Annotated in this window: 15 protein-coding genes; 10 read left to right on the top strand and 5 right to left on the bottom strand. The window is 67.3% G+C overall.

The annotated features are described in order from the left end of the window. Positions 1-21: 21 nt before the first annotated feature. Positions 22-405, bottom strand: a complete 384-nt coding sequence (locus ACH49N_RS21600; RefSeq protein WP_358274581.1) for a hypothetical protein — start codon at positions 403-405, stop codon at positions 22-24. Between the two features lie 174 nt (positions 406-579). Here ACH49N_RS21600 and ACH49N_RS21595 point away from each other — a divergent pair, with 174 nt between their 5' ends. From ACH49N_RS21595 to ACH49N_RS21585, 3 genes are all read left to right on the top strand, one after another. Next, entirely contained in the window at positions 580-1,848 is a 1,269-nt protein-coding gene (locus ACH49N_RS21595; RefSeq protein ID WP_358274579.1) for a DICT sensory domain-containing protein, read from the top strand. Between the two features lie 119 nt (positions 1,849-1,967). Further along, a complete protein-coding gene (locus ACH49N_RS21590) occupies positions 1,968-2,285 on the top strand; it encodes a hypothetical protein (RefSeq protein WP_159921106.1) in 318 nt (105 codons plus the stop codon). A gap of 68 nt (positions 2,286-2,353) precedes the next feature. Further along, positions 2,354-3,049, top strand: coding sequence for an HNH endonuclease family protein (locus ACH49N_RS21585; RefSeq protein WP_358274577.1), 696 nt, complete (start codon positions 2,354-2,356; stop codon positions 3,047-3,049). Positions 3,050-3,054: 5 nt separating this feature from the next. Here the strand turns inward: ACH49N_RS21585 and ACH49N_RS21580 are convergent, their stop codons facing one another. Beyond that, positions 3,055-4,629, bottom strand: coding sequence for a molybdopterin-dependent oxidoreductase (locus ACH49N_RS21580; RefSeq protein ID WP_358274575.1), 1,575 nt, complete (start codon positions 4,627-4,629; stop codon positions 3,055-3,057). An 84-nt stretch (positions 4,630-4,713) separates the two neighbouring features. Here ACH49N_RS21580 and ACH49N_RS21575 point away from each other — a divergent pair, with 84 nt between their 5' ends. Beyond that, entirely contained in the window at positions 4,714-5,529 is an 816-nt protein-coding gene (locus tag ACH49N_RS21575; RefSeq protein WP_358274573.1) for a shikimate 5-dehydrogenase, read from the top strand. A 19-nt stretch (positions 5,530-5,548) separates the two neighbouring features. Here the strand turns inward: ACH49N_RS21575 and ACH49N_RS21570 are convergent, their stop codons facing one another. Then, a complete protein-coding gene (locus ACH49N_RS21570) occupies positions 5,549-6,058 on the bottom strand; it encodes an O-acetyl-ADP-ribose deacetylase (RefSeq protein WP_358274571.1) in 510 nt (169 codons plus the stop codon). 7 nt (positions 6,059-6,065) lie between these two features. After that, positions 6,066-7,256 (bottom strand): benzoate/H(+) symporter BenE family transporter, encoded by a 1,191-nt coding sequence (locus tag ACH49N_RS21565; protein ID WP_358274569.1) that lies wholly within the window; start codon positions 7,254-7,256, stop codon positions 6,066-6,068. Between the two features lie 81 nt (positions 7,257-7,337). Here ACH49N_RS21565 and ACH49N_RS21560 point away from each other — a divergent pair, with 81 nt between their 5' ends. Next, entirely contained in the window at positions 7,338-7,820 is a 483-nt protein-coding gene (locus ACH49N_RS21560) for a thioesterase family protein (RefSeq protein WP_159921094.1), read from the top strand. A gap of 30 nt (positions 7,821-7,850) precedes the next feature. Here ACH49N_RS21560 and ACH49N_RS21555 read toward each other — a convergent pair whose 3' ends face one another. Continuing rightward, positions 7,851-8,879: a phosphotransferase family protein gene (locus tag ACH49N_RS21555; RefSeq protein WP_250770218.1), complete on the bottom strand. Its 1,029-nt coding sequence runs from the start codon at positions 8,877-8,879 to the stop codon at positions 7,851-7,853. Positions 8,880-9,221: 342 nt separating this feature from the next. Here ACH49N_RS21555 and pdhA point away from each other — a divergent pair, with 342 nt between their 5' ends. The 5 genes from pdhA to ACH49N_RS21530 are packed head-to-tail and all read left to right on the top strand — an operon-like array spanning position 9,222 to position 14,465. Further along, positions 9,222-10,319, top strand: a complete 1,098-nt coding sequence (pdhA, locus tag ACH49N_RS21550) for a pyruvate dehydrogenase (acetyl-transferring) E1 component subunit alpha (RefSeq protein WP_358274567.1) — start codon at positions 9,222-9,224, stop codon at positions 10,317-10,319. Continuing rightward, positions 10,316-11,299, top strand: a complete 984-nt coding sequence (locus ACH49N_RS21545) for an alpha-ketoacid dehydrogenase subunit beta (protein ID WP_159921088.1) — start codon at positions 10,316-10,318, stop codon at positions 11,297-11,299. Before pdhA ends, ACH49N_RS21545 begins: the two co-directional genes overlap by 4 nt. 43 nt (positions 11,300-11,342) lie before the next feature. Continuing rightward, positions 11,343-12,569: a dihydrolipoamide acetyltransferase family protein gene (locus ACH49N_RS21540; protein ID WP_159921086.1), complete on the top strand. Its 1,227-nt coding sequence runs from the start codon at positions 11,343-11,345 to the stop codon at positions 12,567-12,569. A 19-nt stretch (positions 12,570-12,588) separates the two neighbouring features. Continuing rightward, positions 12,589-13,815, top strand: a complete 1,227-nt coding sequence (locus tag ACH49N_RS21535; RefSeq protein WP_358274565.1) for an MFS transporter — start codon at positions 12,589-12,591, stop codon at positions 13,813-13,815. Between the two features lie 32 nt (positions 13,816-13,847). Then, entirely contained in the window at positions 13,848-14,465 is a 618-nt protein-coding gene (locus tag ACH49N_RS21530) for a hypothetical protein (protein WP_250770232.1), read from the top strand. Positions 14,466-14,502 lie beyond the last annotated feature (37 nt).

Below are 14,502 nucleotides of genomic sequence, written 5' to 3'. Positions count from 1 at the left end.
CCCGCCGCCCGGCTCGTCCCGTCAGACAGCTTCGCGAGCGGCGGAGGGCCAGCGTGTGGACCGGCTGGGGGTCGGGCGGCACAGCTGACGGCCGTCGAGCGCACCGACTCGGGCCAAGACCTGGTCGACCGCATCGACGAGCCAGTCGCCGTGCACGGTGACGAGTGGTTCCTCGGCGTCGACCGATCCGCGGCCGACGAAGTGCACCGTCCAGCCACTATCGGCGTCGGCATCCCGCAGGGCGCCGTCGGCCGTGGCGATCGCCAGGAGGTGACAGCCGAGCGTGAGATCGACGCGCACACCTACACCTACCGCCGTCTCGACGAGGCGTGCGGGTCGATCTGTCGCCAGGGTGAGAGCGAGGAGAGCATCGTGGTAACGCCCGATTTTCGGTGAGCCACTCATGTTCGCCACCTTTTCTACTGAGATCGAACCGTACGACGCTGTCCTGATCGTTGCCGCCGCTCATGTCGCGGCGGCGACCACAAAGTCACGAAACAATAACGAATAGTCACGCAACGGTAACGGCGATCTCTGCGCCCTGCTGCGGCGCGCGAGCACCGATGCGAGAATCGCGGCATGTTCGTTCTCGCCCCTGACCAGTCCGTCGACAATCCTGACCGGTCCGTCGACCATGCTGAGGTGGGCGGACTGGCGGTCTCGCCGCACACGGCGGCCGTGCGACGCCTGGACAATGGGGCGCTGGCCGCTCTCGAGGTGCAGCTGCGCGGGCCCGCGGACGGCCCACTCGCGACCCCCGAAGCACTGCGGACCGTGGCTCGGGCCATGAACGAGAAGCGCGAGCTCGACCATCTCACCTGGGACGTCGCCGGTACGGTCGCAGCGGACGGTGTTCCCGTACTGGTGCCGATCGACCTCGACTCCCTCCCCGGCCTGGAGAATCGCGCGGCTGATCCCGAGTGCCTGCGCCGAGAGATCAACGTGGTCACCGCTGCGATATTCACTGCCGATCCGTCCCGCGCACTGCGGGCCGTCGCAGATGCACGCGGCCGCGGAAGGCTCATCGCCGTGGACGAGGTAGGCACCCACCCTGCAGCCATCGCACTGCTGTCGCTGATCGAGCCGGACATCATCCTCCTCGCGCCCGTCATGATCACGCGTCGCCCGGACTCGGACATCGCCCGCACCGCTCATGCGGTGGCTGCACGCGTGGAGAGTTCCGGCGCCGTGGTGGTCGCCACCGGAGTGGGCACCGAGGTTCAGCGCCGGCGTGCGCTCAGCCTGGGAGCGACGTACGGGGTCGGCGAGCATCTCGAGGACATCGAGTCGGCCCCGGCGTCGTGGCCGGCTTCCGCGACTGTCGAGCCTTTCCCGCCCGCGCCGACCTGGAACACTCCCGACCACGACTCGCGCTCACCACACGCCATCGCCTCCTCCGGGCGCACCGCTGTCCGCAGTCTCAAGCGACTCCTGGTGACCATGAGCACCACCCTTGAGACGCATGCCGCCGCCGCGGGGCCCGAAACCCTGGTGCTGGGAACCTTCCAGCGCGCCGAGCATTTCACCGACCGGACCCGCACCCGTTGGCAGAACATGGCGAGCCGGATCGCCTACGCGGGCGTGTACGGCGTCGGCATGGGTCACACGGTGGACGAGGGCATTCATCAGGCTCCCCTCGCGGCGGACGACGAGCTGGTGGAGGAGTGGAACGTCGTGGTTCTGGGCCCCCACTTCGGTTGCGTTCTCTCCGCCGTGGATCTTCACCGCGGAGAGGCAGATGCGGAACGCGAATTCGACTACGTCGTCTCCTACGACCGCTCGACGGTCGTGCGATGTGCGCGCGCCGTCCTCGACCGGTTCACCGCCGATCCGAGCAGCGCCGGGTAGAGCGGCCGGAGGTCGAGCGCCGCGTCGACATTTCCGCCGCCCGGCCATGGCGTCGTGCAGGACGCAGGTGAGATGCTGGAACTTGTCCGCCCGCCACGCCGGAGACTCGGAGTCGGCCCATGAGCATCCTCATTCAGGTTCTCGAGCAGGGATACGCACTCACCACCCCGTGGGAGCAGCGGAAGTATGCTTTCGTCGACGCAACGCACATCGTGACGATCCGCCTCGACGGGCAGTCCGGCGTCTGGCTCGACGGGATGAAACACGGTGAGGCGCATCAACTTGCCATCACGCCGGTCCCCAGCGAAGCCATCTTCTTCCTCCTCCGCACCCTCGACGTCCTGGCGGAGTGCCGAGAGAGTGGTGGGTCGTGGGTGATCGGGCACGACGGTGCCCACCTGTCCTCGATCGCCGCCGTGCAGTTACCCTTCGCCTGACGTGTCGGTGACCCGCGCAATACTGCGGGTCGACGGTTCGGACACTCGTCGAGCGCCGGGGGGACGCAATGAGGGTTCTGTATGTCGTGCTGTGGGCTCTTGCGGTCAGTGGCTGCGGGGTATCGATCCTTGATCTGAGCGGGCCGGGCCCGGCGCCCGGCAGTCCGCCGCGCGAGCACATCGAACAGTTGCTGGCACAGGTCGAGACGGTCGAGTCCCGCCCGCACCCGGGTGGGTACCAACGCGGGTGCTCAGGCAAGGAACAGTGCGTCTTCGGTCCGGCGTGGACAGACGCCCAGAGCGCTCCAGCGGGGCACGACGGGTGCGACACCCGCAACAACGTGCTGGCCACCGACCTGCGATCGGTGTCGTTCCGGGACGGCACCCAGGAGTGTGTCGTGCTGAGCGGGGTCCTCGCCGACCCGTACTCCGGCGAGCTCGTCACCTTCGACCGCAGCGACGCCAAGGCCGTGCAGATCGACCACGTCTACCCGTTGGCCGCGGCCTGGGACATGGGTGCGTCCACATGGCCACTGGAGCGCCGAATCCGGTTCGCCAACGACGTGATGTTCGAATTGCTGGCCGTCAACGGCGACGACAACCAGGACAAGGGCGACCAGACTCCCGGCGACTGGCTTCCGCCGAATCCCGCGTATCACTGCTTCTATGCGGGCAAGTACCTCAGCGTCGCCGTCGAGTACGGCCTTCCTGTCACCGTCGCCGACCGGAAAGCGCTCGCCGACGTGGCGGAAAGGTGCCCGTGAGCTCCTCAGGACACCGTGAACGAGCGTGTGTGCCACCCGGTGGCGCCGCCTGGAATCGGCGGCGTCCGTTCCTCGACCTGCACGTTGCCGCTGAGGTCCGTCGCCCGCACTTGCAGTGTGTGCAGGCCCGGTGTCGCCTGCCATTCCCAGGTCCATTGACGCCAGGTGTCGATGGTGTATTGCTGTGCGAGCGCGGCCTTTTCCCACCGGCCGTTGTCTACCCGCACTTCCACCGTCTCGATTCCTCGGCGCTGCGCCCAGGCGGTTCCGGCGACCAGTACCGGACCCGGCACCAACGGCGCGAAGGGAGCCGGCACGTCGATGCGAGAGGCGGTCTTGATCGGTGCCTTCTCGGCCCACCCCCGCTGCGTCCAGTACGCCTCGGCCGCGTCGAAGCGGGTGAACTCCCAATCCACCACCCATTTGGTGGCGGAGACGTAACCGTAGAGACCGGGCACCACCTGGCGCACGGGGTAGCCGTGCTCGAACGGCAAGGGCTCACCGTTCATCGCCACCGCGAGAATTGCGTCGCGCCCGTCGCGCAATGCTTCGATCGGGGTACCTGCGGTGAAGCCGTCGATACTCGTCGAGAGCAGCATGTCGGCCTCGGCACCGACGCCCACCTCGTCGAGGAGATCCCTGATCGGGTACCCGATCCAGGCGGCGTTGCCGGCGAGGACTCCCCCAACCTCGTTGGACACGCACGTCAACGTGATAATTCGTTCGACCGGGGTCCGTGCAACGAGGTCGTCCCACGTGAGGGTGAGTTCCCGATCCACCATTCCGTGCATGTGCAGCTCCCAGTTGTCCGTCGTCATCCGCGGGACCCGCAGCGCGGTGTCGATGCGGTAGAACTCGTCGTTCGCGGTGACGAACGGGGTGGCGCCGGGTACGCCGATGTCGGTTCCCGGGGCGATCGGAGACGCCTTGTCCGCGACCGAGGGAATCGCGAAATTCCGACGGTTGTCGATGGCCCCGGCGATCTGCTGACCCAGATACCGTCCGACAGCTCCCGCCGCCGCTGCCGCCGCAGCAGCAGTGGCCGCGAGCACCAGAAACTTTCGGCGGGGCAACCGCGAATCCGCACCATCGGCCCCTTCCGGCATCTGCGCCGCCGCCGTCAAGATGCGGAGTACGACGATTCCGGCCGCGACCCCTGCGAGCGTCGGCACCGCGTAGACCCACGAGGCGCTCGGGCGTTGTGTGGCGGCAAATACGCCGACAGCGCCCAGAATTCCGAGGATGGCACTACCGAAGGGGGCGCGCGGTCGCTCGACGATGCCTGCCACTGCGGCAAGCAACACGATCAGCAGTGTCATCCCCACGAAGAGCGCCGGCTTGTCGTTCGTTCCGAACGTCGAAATGGCGAACTCGCGCGCCCAGGCCGGACTGCGGTCGACCGTGGTGGAACCCACCGCATAGAAGGGCGAGCTGTTCTGGTCGATCAACACCGACACGAGTTCACCGACCGCGAGAACGACACCGGCGGCGATCACTCCCGCGAGTGCACGGGAGAACAGATGCCGTCGCCGCTCGGGCGCTCGTGCGGCGTGGGGCCGATCACCGATCGTGGTAGTCATGCAGCCGTGCTCCTTAGTTGTGGTCACGGGGTATTCGGAGCCGGCAACACGCGCGGATGGGAGCCCACCATTAGTATTGCGCTGATGAACACGCTCGACAAAGACACCGTTCTCTGCATCTCGCTTTCCGGTCGACCGAGCAACATCGGCACCAGATTTCACAACTATCTCTACGGTGAGCTTGGTCTGAATTACGTCTACAAGGCGTTCACCACCACCGACCTGCCGGCCGCGGTCGGCGGGATTCGCGCACTCGGTATCCGCGGTGCCGGTATCTCGATGCCGTTCAAGGAGCAGGTGATCGACCACGTAGACGTCATGCACTCGTCGGCGTCGGTCATCGAGTCGGTGAACACCATTGTCAACGAGGACGGCGTGCTGCACGCCTACAACACTGACTATCAGGCAGTGGCAAACTTGCTGCGGGAGAACGCACTTCCACACTCGCTGTCCGTGGCCGTCGCAGGCAGCGGTGGGATGGCCAAGGCGGTGGTGGCAGCAGTACGCGACTTCGGGTTCACCGATGTCACCGTGGTGGCCCGAAACGCGGAGACAGGCGGCGCGCTCGCGAAGCAGTACGGCTTTTCGTGGCAACCCGAATTGGGTCACGCTCGTCCGGGCCTGCTGATCAACGCGACACCGATCGGGATGGCCGGTGGCGCCGAGGAGGACGCTTTGTCGTTCGAACTGGACGCGATCGAGGCGGCAGATGCGGTGTTCGACGTGGTGGCGATGCCCCCGACCACGCCGTTGATCAGAGCGGCGGCCGAACGCCACAAGACCGTGATCACCGGCGCCGAGGTGATCGCCTTGCAGGCGGCCGAGCAGTTCGTCCTCTACACCGGCATCCGCCCCTCTCCGGAAGAGGTCCGGCGGGCGTCGGAGTATTCGCGGTCGTGAAACAGGCGCGGGTCGCGGATCACCCGACCGCCGCGCGAAGCCTTTCCGCCATCTGCGCGTCGAACGCCACGAACACGACGCGCGGCACACCGCTGTCCGATCGGCGCACTGCACTGACGGCCTGACGGACGGCGTCGTCGGCCGGCCACCCGTAGACACCGGCCGAGATCAGCGGGAACGCAACCGATTCCGCGCCGAGGTCGGCCGCCACGCGCAAGCTGCTCAGGTATGCACCCCGCAGCAGGTGTGACCGATCCTCGGAAGGCGAGTACACCGGTCCGACGGTGTGGATGACCCACCGGGACGGCAATCTCCCCGCCGTCGTGGCCACGGCCTCCCCTGCAGGCAGTCCGTCGGGCAGTGTCGTCGCCCGTAACTTCCTGCACTCGGCCAGGATGTCCGGTCCGCCCACACGGTGGATCGCTCCGTCCACGCCGCCGCCGCCGAGAAGGGCGGAGTTGGCCGCATTGACGATCGCGTCTACCGCCACCGTCGTGATGTCGCCCTGTACTACCTCGATGGTCGTCATCGCCCCATTATCTCCGGAAGTGCAGGGCCGTCCGCACGATCAATCCGGCGATCAGCGCCCAGAACGCCGAACCGATTCCGAGGACGCTGACCCCGGACGCCGCGATCAGAAAAGTGACGACAGCCCCTTCACGTTCGCGTATGTCGGCGAGCGCGGACGCGAGCGCACCGCCCAGAGTCGCGAGGAGGGCGAGACCGGCCACCGTCTCCACGACGCCCACCGGAGCCGCCGCAATGAGCGCGGCCACAGCCGCCGAGCAGGCCGCGAGGACCAGATACGCCCAGCCTGCGATGAAGGCCGCACGCCACCGTTTCCGGGGGTCGGGGTGGGCGGTGGGTGCCGCGGAGAGAGCGGCACTGATCGCCGCGAGGTTGATGGCGTGCCCACCGGCGGGTGCCCCCACCAGGGTGCCGATCCCCGTCACCAGCATCGCGGGCCGCCACGGGACCTCGTATCCGAAGGACTTCATGACTGCGGTGCCGGGAATGTTCTGCGACGCCATGGTCACGATGTACAGCGGCACGGCGATCCCGATCAATGCCTGCCAGGACCACGTCGGTGTCGTCAGCACCAGCTCCGGCAGCAAGGCGCTGGCATCGAGTCCGACTTTCCCGACGACGAGGCTGACCGCGATCACCACACCCGCGGCGGCGAATGCTGCCGGGACCGCCCAGCGTGTGGAATACCGCTGCAGAATCAGCCACACCAGCACGACCGGGGCGACGGCGAGCGGTGCGTCCCGTAGCGCGAGCACCGGGGCCAGGCACAGGGGCAGCAGCACCCCGGCCAGCATCGCCTGCGCCAACGCGGAAGGAATTGCGGCGATCATCCGCCCGAGCCGAGGCCACAACCCGGTGAGAAGGATCGCAACACCCACGATGGCGAACGCGCCCACCGCAGCGGGCCAGCCACCGCTCACGGTCCCGGCCCCGGCGAGGAGCGCGGCGCCCGGCGTCGACCAGGCGAGGGTGATCGGCATGCGATAACGCCGCGACAACCACAGCATCCCCAGCGCCTGCGTCACACACAGCGTGAGGAGGCCCGACGCCGCCTCGGCGGAATTCGCGCCGACCGCGGTCAAACCCGTGAGGACCACGGCGAAGGAACTGGTGAATCCCACCAAGGCCGTGACGATTCCCGCACTGACCGGCTGGGCGGCCGAAGAAGGCGAACGCACGTCACTGTCGGGTACGGACATAGGACGCGATTCTGCCCGATGCGCGGCACGCCCGGCGGGCCTGCCCAGGGCACGGGAACCCCGACGTTTAAGGTCGAGGCGATGACACACGACGACGCTCCCGCCTTGCCGACCGCCGACGACTTCCCGGTCCTCTGGCCGGTACCCACCCGCTGGGCAGACAACGACCACTACGGGCACGTCAACAACGTCACCTACTACTCGTACTTCGACACCGCGGTCAATGCCTGGCTGATCGCGGAAACGGGCACGGACATCCGGGAGTTGCCGGCGATCGGCGTCGTTGCCGAGACATCCTGCAAGTACCTCGGTGAACTGACCTTCCCGGACCGCCTCCAGGTGGGACTGTCGATAGAGCGGCTCGGCACTCGCAGCATCGTGTACGCGCTCGCCATCTTCCGGGAACGCGGCGAGGCCCTCGACGAACGCGACAAGGCCCTCGACCTGGCGGCTCTCGGCCGATTCGTGCACGTGTACGTCGACGCGAAGACACGAAAGCCGGTGCCCATCCCACCCGACATTCTCAGTGCGGCAGAGCTATTGGTGGTGCCGGGCACGAAGTGAGCGCCCGGCACCACTGAGCAGCGCCTCGGTTCAGCGCAGGCCCTCGGCCTCCGCCGTGGCCACGGCCCGGGCGATGATGCCGTCGATCAGCTTGACCGTGGGCGCACCTGTCTCGGCCTGGTTTCGTGGATCGTCCGTCACCCGGCGCAGGACGCCTTCGGCGATGATCGCCAGTTTCCACAGTGCCAGCACGTGCCAATAACCCACGTGCGTGACGTCGCGCTCGGTTTCCTGGGTGTACGCCTCCACGAGTTCAGCCCTCGTCGGGAAACCCTCCAGCGTGGAAGCAGGGAAGGGTCCGGCATCCTCGTCACCGGCCTCCGGCCAATAGGCCAGAAGTGCACCGACGTCAGCCAGCGGATCTCCGAGGGTGCAGAGTTCCCAGTCCACCACGGCGAGCACCTCGCCCTCCTCGGGCGACGTGATGACATTGCTCAGATGGAAGTCGCCGTGCACGAGCGACAGTTCCTTCTGCTCGGGCATGTTGCGCTGGAGAATGTCTGCCAGCTGCTCGACCTCCGGGACATCCCGGGTACGGGACTTTTCCCACTGGTCTGCCCAACGCTTCAATTGCCTTGCCGCATAAGGTTTGTGGCTCGCCAGGTCCTCGAGCCCGGTGTCCGCCAGGTCGACGGCGTGAATCTTCGCGAGCGCGCGCGCCATCGCGAGCCCGACACCGCGCCTTTGCTCGGGTGTCAATTTCTTGGCGACCCCGATGCTGTCGATCACCACGCCGGCCACGTAACTCATCAACACGAGTGGGGCGTCGGTCACCTCGGGATCTTCGGTGAGTCCGAGAATTTTCGGCACCGGCACGTCCGAGCCCTGCAGCGAGGACAGGATTCGATGTTCCCGGACCACGTCGTGCGCCGAGGCGAGCAGGTTTCCGAGCGGCGGACGCCGAAGCACCCATCGGCCGCCACCTGCATCACTGACCGCATACGTGAGGTTCGACTGACCGTTTCCGATCCGTTCGAAGCTCAGCGGTGCGATCGCTCCTACACCGAGTCCGGCAATCCACGCGGAGACGGCATCTTCGTTCAACCCCACAGCATTCACGCGCTCGATGCTAACCGCTCGGGAGCCTGGTGCGTTGGGAACCGTGACGCACCGGCGGTAACGGTGAGGTGGATTCGGTCCGAGACCTCCACGCCCGACGGATCCTCGGATCACCACTCCATAACAGTTCAGCTTCGGCGGCGTCCGGACTGGTCATAAGACGCAGTACGACTCCTCCGCGGGCCCGTCGACTGGGCAATGTGCTCTACCGAAATGCGACCACTTGCGCAGTTCGCGTTCCCGTGGATGCTGTGAAGTAGGACACATACACGTCCTGAACGCAGCGCACGTCTCCCGCGAACTCACAAGGTCTCCGGGACTCGACACAGCGAGGTGAGTCCGATGGTCGACAAGATTGCCTATCCGGTCCAGCTCCTACAGCCGGACGGCCGACGGGTCCTACGGCCCGAGTACACGAATCTGGTGCGCGATGTCGGTCCGGACGAATTGCGCGGACTGTACGAAGATCTGGTTGTCACGCGCCGCATCGACGTGGAAGCCACTGCTCTGCAACGACAAGGCGAACTCGGCCTGTGGGCGCCCATGCTCGGCCAGGAGGCAGCGCAGGTCGGTTCGGCCCGAGCCCTCCGCCCCGACGACTACGCCTTCGTCAGCTACCGCGAGCATGCCGTCGCCTATTGCCGCGGCGTCGACCCCGCAGAAATGACCCGGATGTGGCGGGGAACCGCCCATTCGGGCTGGGATCCACACGCGGTGAAGGTCACCAACCCGGCCATCGTCGTCGGATCTCAAGGACTGCACGCCACCGGATACGCAATGGGCGCCCACCTCGACGGTGCCGAGATCGCGACCATCGCCTACTTCGGTGACGGTGCCACCAGCCAGGGAGATATCGCCGAGGCACTGGGCTTCTCGATGAGTTTCAACGCCCCGGTCGTGTTCTTCTGCCAGAACAATCAATGGGCGATCAGCGAACCGGTGCACCTGCAGAGTCCCGTTCCGATCGCCCAGCGTGCCGCCGGCTACGGGATGCCGGCCGTCCGGGTGGACGGCAACGATGTCCTCGCCGTCCTCGCCGTCACCCGCCAGGCCACACAGCGCGCACGCGAGGGGAGCGGCCCCACCTTCATCGAAGCCGTCACCTACCGGATGGGTCCCCACACGACCTCCGACGACCCCACGCGGTACCGATCTTCGGCGGAGACCGCGGAATGGAAGGCCCGCGATCCGATCGACCGCATGCACCGCCTGCTCGACCGGGAAGGCCTGCTCGACGAGGCGTTCCTGACCCGGGTTCGGACCACCGCCGACGAGATCGCCGCGCGACTCCGGTCGGGGGCCGTGGGCGCACCCACGCCGCCGCCGCTCAGCGTGTTCGATCACGTCTATGCCAGCGAACATCCGCTCCTCGAGGAGGAGCGCGCCGAGTACGCCGCGTACCTCGCAGCGATCACCGACACCGAGGAGGCACTGTCATGAGCACCACCAGAATGTCGCTCGGTGCGGCTGTGGGAGCGGGTCTGCGGCGCGCACTCGAACGGGACCGCAAAGTCGTGATCATGGGTGAGGACGTCGGACGCCTCGGTGGCGTCTTCCGGGTCACCGACACCCTGCAGAAGGATTTCGGCGACAACCGCGTGATCGACACCCCGCTCGCCGAATCAGGGATCATCGGTGCGGCCTTCGGTATGGCGCTGCGCGGATACCGGCCCGTGTGCGAGATCCAGTTCGACGGCTTCGTGTACCCGGCCTTCGACCAGATCGTCTCGCAGGTCGCGAAAATTCACTACCGCACGGAGGGAAAGGTCACGGCGCCCCTGACCATCCGGATTCCCTACGGCGGTGGAATCGGGGCCGTCGAACATCACTCGGAGTCCCCCGAGGCCTACTTCGCGCATACCGCCGGACTGCGGGTGGTCACCCCGAGCAACCCCGGTGACGCCTTCCACATGATCCAGCAGTCGATCGCGTCGGACGACCCGGTGGTGTTCTTCGAACCGAAGCGGCGGTATTGGGACACAGCAGAATTCGATGTGGACGCCGCACCCGACCTGTCGTTGCACAGCGCGCGTGTACTGCGCGAGGGCTCGGACGCCACGATAGTCACCTATGGTTCCGTCGTACCGACGGCGTTGTCGGCTGCGGCCATCGCCGAGCAGGAGGGCAACTCCCTCGAAGTGATCGACCTGCGGTCCCTCTCCCCGATCGATTTCCCCACCGTCGAACGGTCGGTCCGCAAAACCGGCCGACTCGTCGTGGCACACGAGGCATCGACGTTCCTCGGCCTCGGCGCCGAGGTGGCCGCCCGGATATCGGAGCGGTGCTTCTACCAGCTCGAGGCCCCGGTTCTGCGCGTCGGCGGTTTCGACATTCCCTACCCCCCGGCGAAGCTGGAACGTCACCACCTTCCCGACGCCGATCGCCTGCTCGACGCCGTGGATCGCAGCCTCGCGGCCTGACCGGCTCCGCCCGAAGGAGAGGCCCGAAGGAGAGGAGTGTCCGTTGGCGCAGGAATTCTGCCTGCCCGACCTCGGCGAGGGGTTGACCGAGGCCGAGTTGGTGTCGTGGTCCGTCGAGGTCGGCCAGAGCGTCGAACTGAATCAAGTCATCGCCGAGGTCGAGACTGCCAAAGCCTTGGTCGAACTACCGTCGCCCTACGCAGGTGTCGTGGAGGAGCTGTTGATTCCCGCCGGGGCCACCGTGCCGGTGGGCACACCGCTCATCAGGATCGCGACCGACTCGGCGTCGGACACGCCACCTACGCGGACTCCAGTGCTGGTCGGGTACGGACCAGAGGCCGCCGCCCAGAGCAGGCGTGCACGCCCACGCGCGGCCGCGACGCCGGAGGGCACCGCACAGCCCGAACGCGTGCGTCCCGACGCCTCGCCGGCCGCCCGGCTGGCAGCACGCGAGCGCGGGATCGACCTCACCGTTGTCCCGGGCACGGGTCCGTCCGGGGCCGTCACCCGGCACGACGTCGAGGAGTACGCCGGTTCCGCCGCACCGCGCGTGGCGGCCGGGCCGAGCGAGCGAGAGACTCGCACCCCTGTGCGGGGCGTGCGGAAGCAGACGGCCGCAGCCATGGTCCGCAGTGCGTTCACCGCGCCCCACGTCACAGAATTCGTCACCGTCGACGTCACGCGTTCGGTCGAACTCCTCGAACATCTCCGTGGCCGGCGGGAATTCGAGGGACTATCGGTGACTCCCCTCAGCATTGCCGCGAAGGCGATGATCGTTGCCCTACGAGAGCACCCCGATCTCAACGCCTCCTGGGACGAAGAGCACCAGGAGATCGTCGTCAAGCACTACGTCGACCTCGGCATCGCCGTGGCCACTCCGCGTGGTCTCGTCGTCCCCCACGTGAGAGAAGCGCAGTCGCTGAGCCTGCTCGAACTCTGCCGGGCGATCACCGAACTGACCGCCATCGCGCGTAGCGGTAAAGCCGATCCCGCTCAGCTCACCGGCGGCACCGTCTCGCTCACCAACGTCGGTGTCTTCGGTGTCGACACAGGCACACCCATCATCAACCCCGGCGAATCCGCGATCGTGTGCCTGGGCAGCGTCTCCCAGCGGCCGTGGGTACACGAGGGCGAGCTCGCCGTCCGCTGGGTCACCACGCTGAGTGTGTCCTTCGATCACCGCGTCGTCGACGGCGATCAGGGGTCGAAGTTCCTGTCGTCCGTCGCCGCGATGCTGCACGACCCGGTCGCGCTGCTCGCACAACTGTGAGGCTGGGTACGTTGGCCCCGTGAGTACTTCTCAACCGCCCGCGGTGAACAAGCGCGCACGGGTACCCGAACCGCTCAGATCCGCCCGGGCGGCGATCTTCGCGATCTTCGGGATCAACGGGTTCCTCCTCGGGATGTGGGTGGTGCACATTCCCGCGATCGAGGACCGTACCGGCATCAGCCACTCCACGCTCGGATCTCTGCTCCTCCTTTTCGCGATCGGCGCCATCTTCGGCATGCAACTCACCGGACCCCTCGCCGACCGGTTCGGAAGCAGGCGGACCGTGATCGCCGCCGGGCTCACACTGTCGGTCGCCACGATCGGCCCCGGACTGGCCACCGAGGCGTGGCAGCTGGGTCTCACACTTCTCGTCTTCGGGTTCGCCAACGGGGCCCTCGACGTGTCGATGAACTCGCAGGCCGTCGAGGTGGAACAGCGCTATCGGCGGCCCATCATGTCCGCCTTCCACGCTCTCTTCTCCGTCGGCGGGGTCGCGGGATCGCTCGTCGGCGCCGCGACACTCGCCGCCGACTGGACACCCGCCGCGGCACTCCTGGTCGCCGGGGGTGTCGGGATCGCGGTCGTCGGCGCGAGTGCGCGGTGGCTCATGCAGGATCGGCCGCGCACCGCGCAGACGGACGGATCCGCCGAGAAGGCACACGGACGACTGTCGGCGCGAGTCCTGGGGCTCGGCGGCATCGCGTTCGTGCTCATGCTCGCCGAAGGCGCCGCCAACGACTGGAGCGCACTGCAAGTCAAGGAGCACCTCGCCACCTCCGACTCGGTCGCCGCCCTCGCCTTCGGTGCCTTCTCGGTGATGATGACCGTAGGACGGTTCACCGCCGACCGCGTCAGTGGTGCAGTGGGGCCCGTCGCCGTCGTCCGCTACGGCGCACTGCTCGCCGGCGGCGGAATGGCGCTCGTGCTGGTGTCCGGCGCACTCCCGCTCACGATCTTCGGTTGGGCGCTGTTCGGCCTGGGACTGTCCGGTGGAGTCCCCCAGATCTTCACCGCCGCCGGAAACCTCGGCTCAGGATCCGCGGGCACCAACATGTCCCGCGTCGTCGGACTCGGATACGTGGGATTCCTCGCAGGCCCGGCCGCCATCGGCTGGATCACTCAGGTGATTCCCCTCACAACGGCGATGGTGGTGCCGCTGGGATGTGTGTTGATCGCCGCAGCGTGTGCCGGTGCGGTCCGGCGAACGCCCCACTCCGTACACCGGGATCACAGCGCACTCTCATAGTTCGTTCAGCGTGGATCGGCATGCTGGAGACCGTGACCGAATCGAACAGCACGCTGCGCCGCAGCGTTCACCGTCTTGCCCTATCGGCGGCAGGTGTGGTGTTGCTGTGCGCGCTGTATCTCGTCAAACCCGCCTCGACAGCGCTCTCGTTCCCGGAGCCGTTACGGTCCATCGCGGACCAGGTGATCAGTGTCGTCGACGTCAACTCCGTACTGGTCGCGACCGTCGTCCTCGCGGTGGTCGCGACGGTGCGGAAACTGTCGTACGGAATCGGCGCGATCCTGTTGCTCTGTCTCGGCGCGAACCTCACCAGCGCCGCCGTCCGGGCGTGGGCGTCGGATGCACCCACCGTTCTGCTGCCCAGCGGCCATGTCGTCGCCGTCGCCGCCCTGTACGGCTCGGCGATCCTCGTGTCGGCGCCCCGATTTCGGCCCGTGGTCGCTGGACTGGGCTTCGCTCTGATCCTCGGCGTCGCAGGGGCCGCAGCCCTCGTCGAACCGATCAGCGTCTACGCGCTCGTCGCGAGCCTTGTGGTGGCGTCGATCTGGTGGGCGCTGGCGTCGATACTGATGTTGTACTCCCCCGTCGCCGCGGAGCGTGAGGCGCTTCGGCCCGACACCGCGGCTATTGTCTTCTCCCGCCACCGCTAGGCGGCTCCGCCGCTCGTGCGCCTTTCTGGTAGCAGCA

Origin of the sequence: Rhodococcus sp. NPDC019647 (assembly GCF_044389235.1) — a bacterium.
In the GTDB taxonomy this organism is placed as follows: domain Bacteria; phylum Actinomycetota; class Actinomycetes; order Mycobacteriales; family Mycobacteriaceae; genus Rhodococcus_F; species Rhodococcus_F oxybenzonivorans.
The sequence above is the reverse complement of the archived record's forward strand: the minus strand, read 5'-3'. Positions and strand labels throughout refer to the sequence as shown.

Excerpts from the sequence above, each read along its gene's own strand:
- ACH49N_RS21580 (WP_358274575.1), bottom strand. The coding sequence starts at position 4,629 with ATGACTACCACGATCGGTGATCGGCCCCACGCCGCACGAGCGCCCGAG.
- ACH49N_RS21560 (WP_159921094.1), top strand. The coding sequence starts at position 7,338 with ATGACACACGACGACGCTCCCGCCTTGCCGACCGCCGACGACTTCCCG.
- ACH49N_RS21600 (WP_358274581.1), bottom strand. The coding sequence starts at position 405 with ATGAGTGGCTCACCGAAAATCGGGCGTTACCACGATGCTCTCCTCGCT.
- ACH49N_RS21575 (WP_358274573.1), top strand. The coding sequence starts at position 4,714 with ATGAACACGCTCGACAAAGACACCGTTCTCTGCATCTCGCTTTCCGGT.
- ACH49N_RS21595 (WP_358274579.1), top strand. The coding sequence starts at position 580 with ATGTTCGTTCTCGCCCCTGACCAGTCCGTCGACAATCCTGACCGGTCC.
- ACH49N_RS21570 (WP_358274571.1), bottom strand. The coding sequence starts at position 6,058 with ATGACGACCATCGAGGTAGTACAGGGCGACATCACGACGGTGGCGGTA.
- ACH49N_RS21590 (WP_159921106.1), top strand. The coding sequence starts at position 1,968 with ATGAGCATCCTCATTCAGGTTCTCGAGCAGGGATACGCACTCACCACC.
- ACH49N_RS21585 (WP_358274577.1), top strand. The coding sequence starts at position 2,354 with ATGAGGGTTCTGTATGTCGTGCTGTGGGCTCTTGCGGTCAGTGGCTGC.
- ACH49N_RS21545 (WP_159921088.1), top strand. The coding sequence starts at position 10,316 with ATGAGCACCACCAGAATGTCGCTCGGTGCGGCTGTGGGAGCGGGTCTG.
- pdhA (WP_358274567.1), top strand. The coding sequence starts at position 9,222 with ATGGTCGACAAGATTGCCTATCCGGTCCAGCTCCTACAGCCGGACGGC.
- ACH49N_RS21565 (WP_358274569.1), bottom strand. The coding sequence starts at position 7,256 with ATGTCCGTACCCGACAGTGACGTGCGTTCGCCTTCTTCGGCCGCCCAG.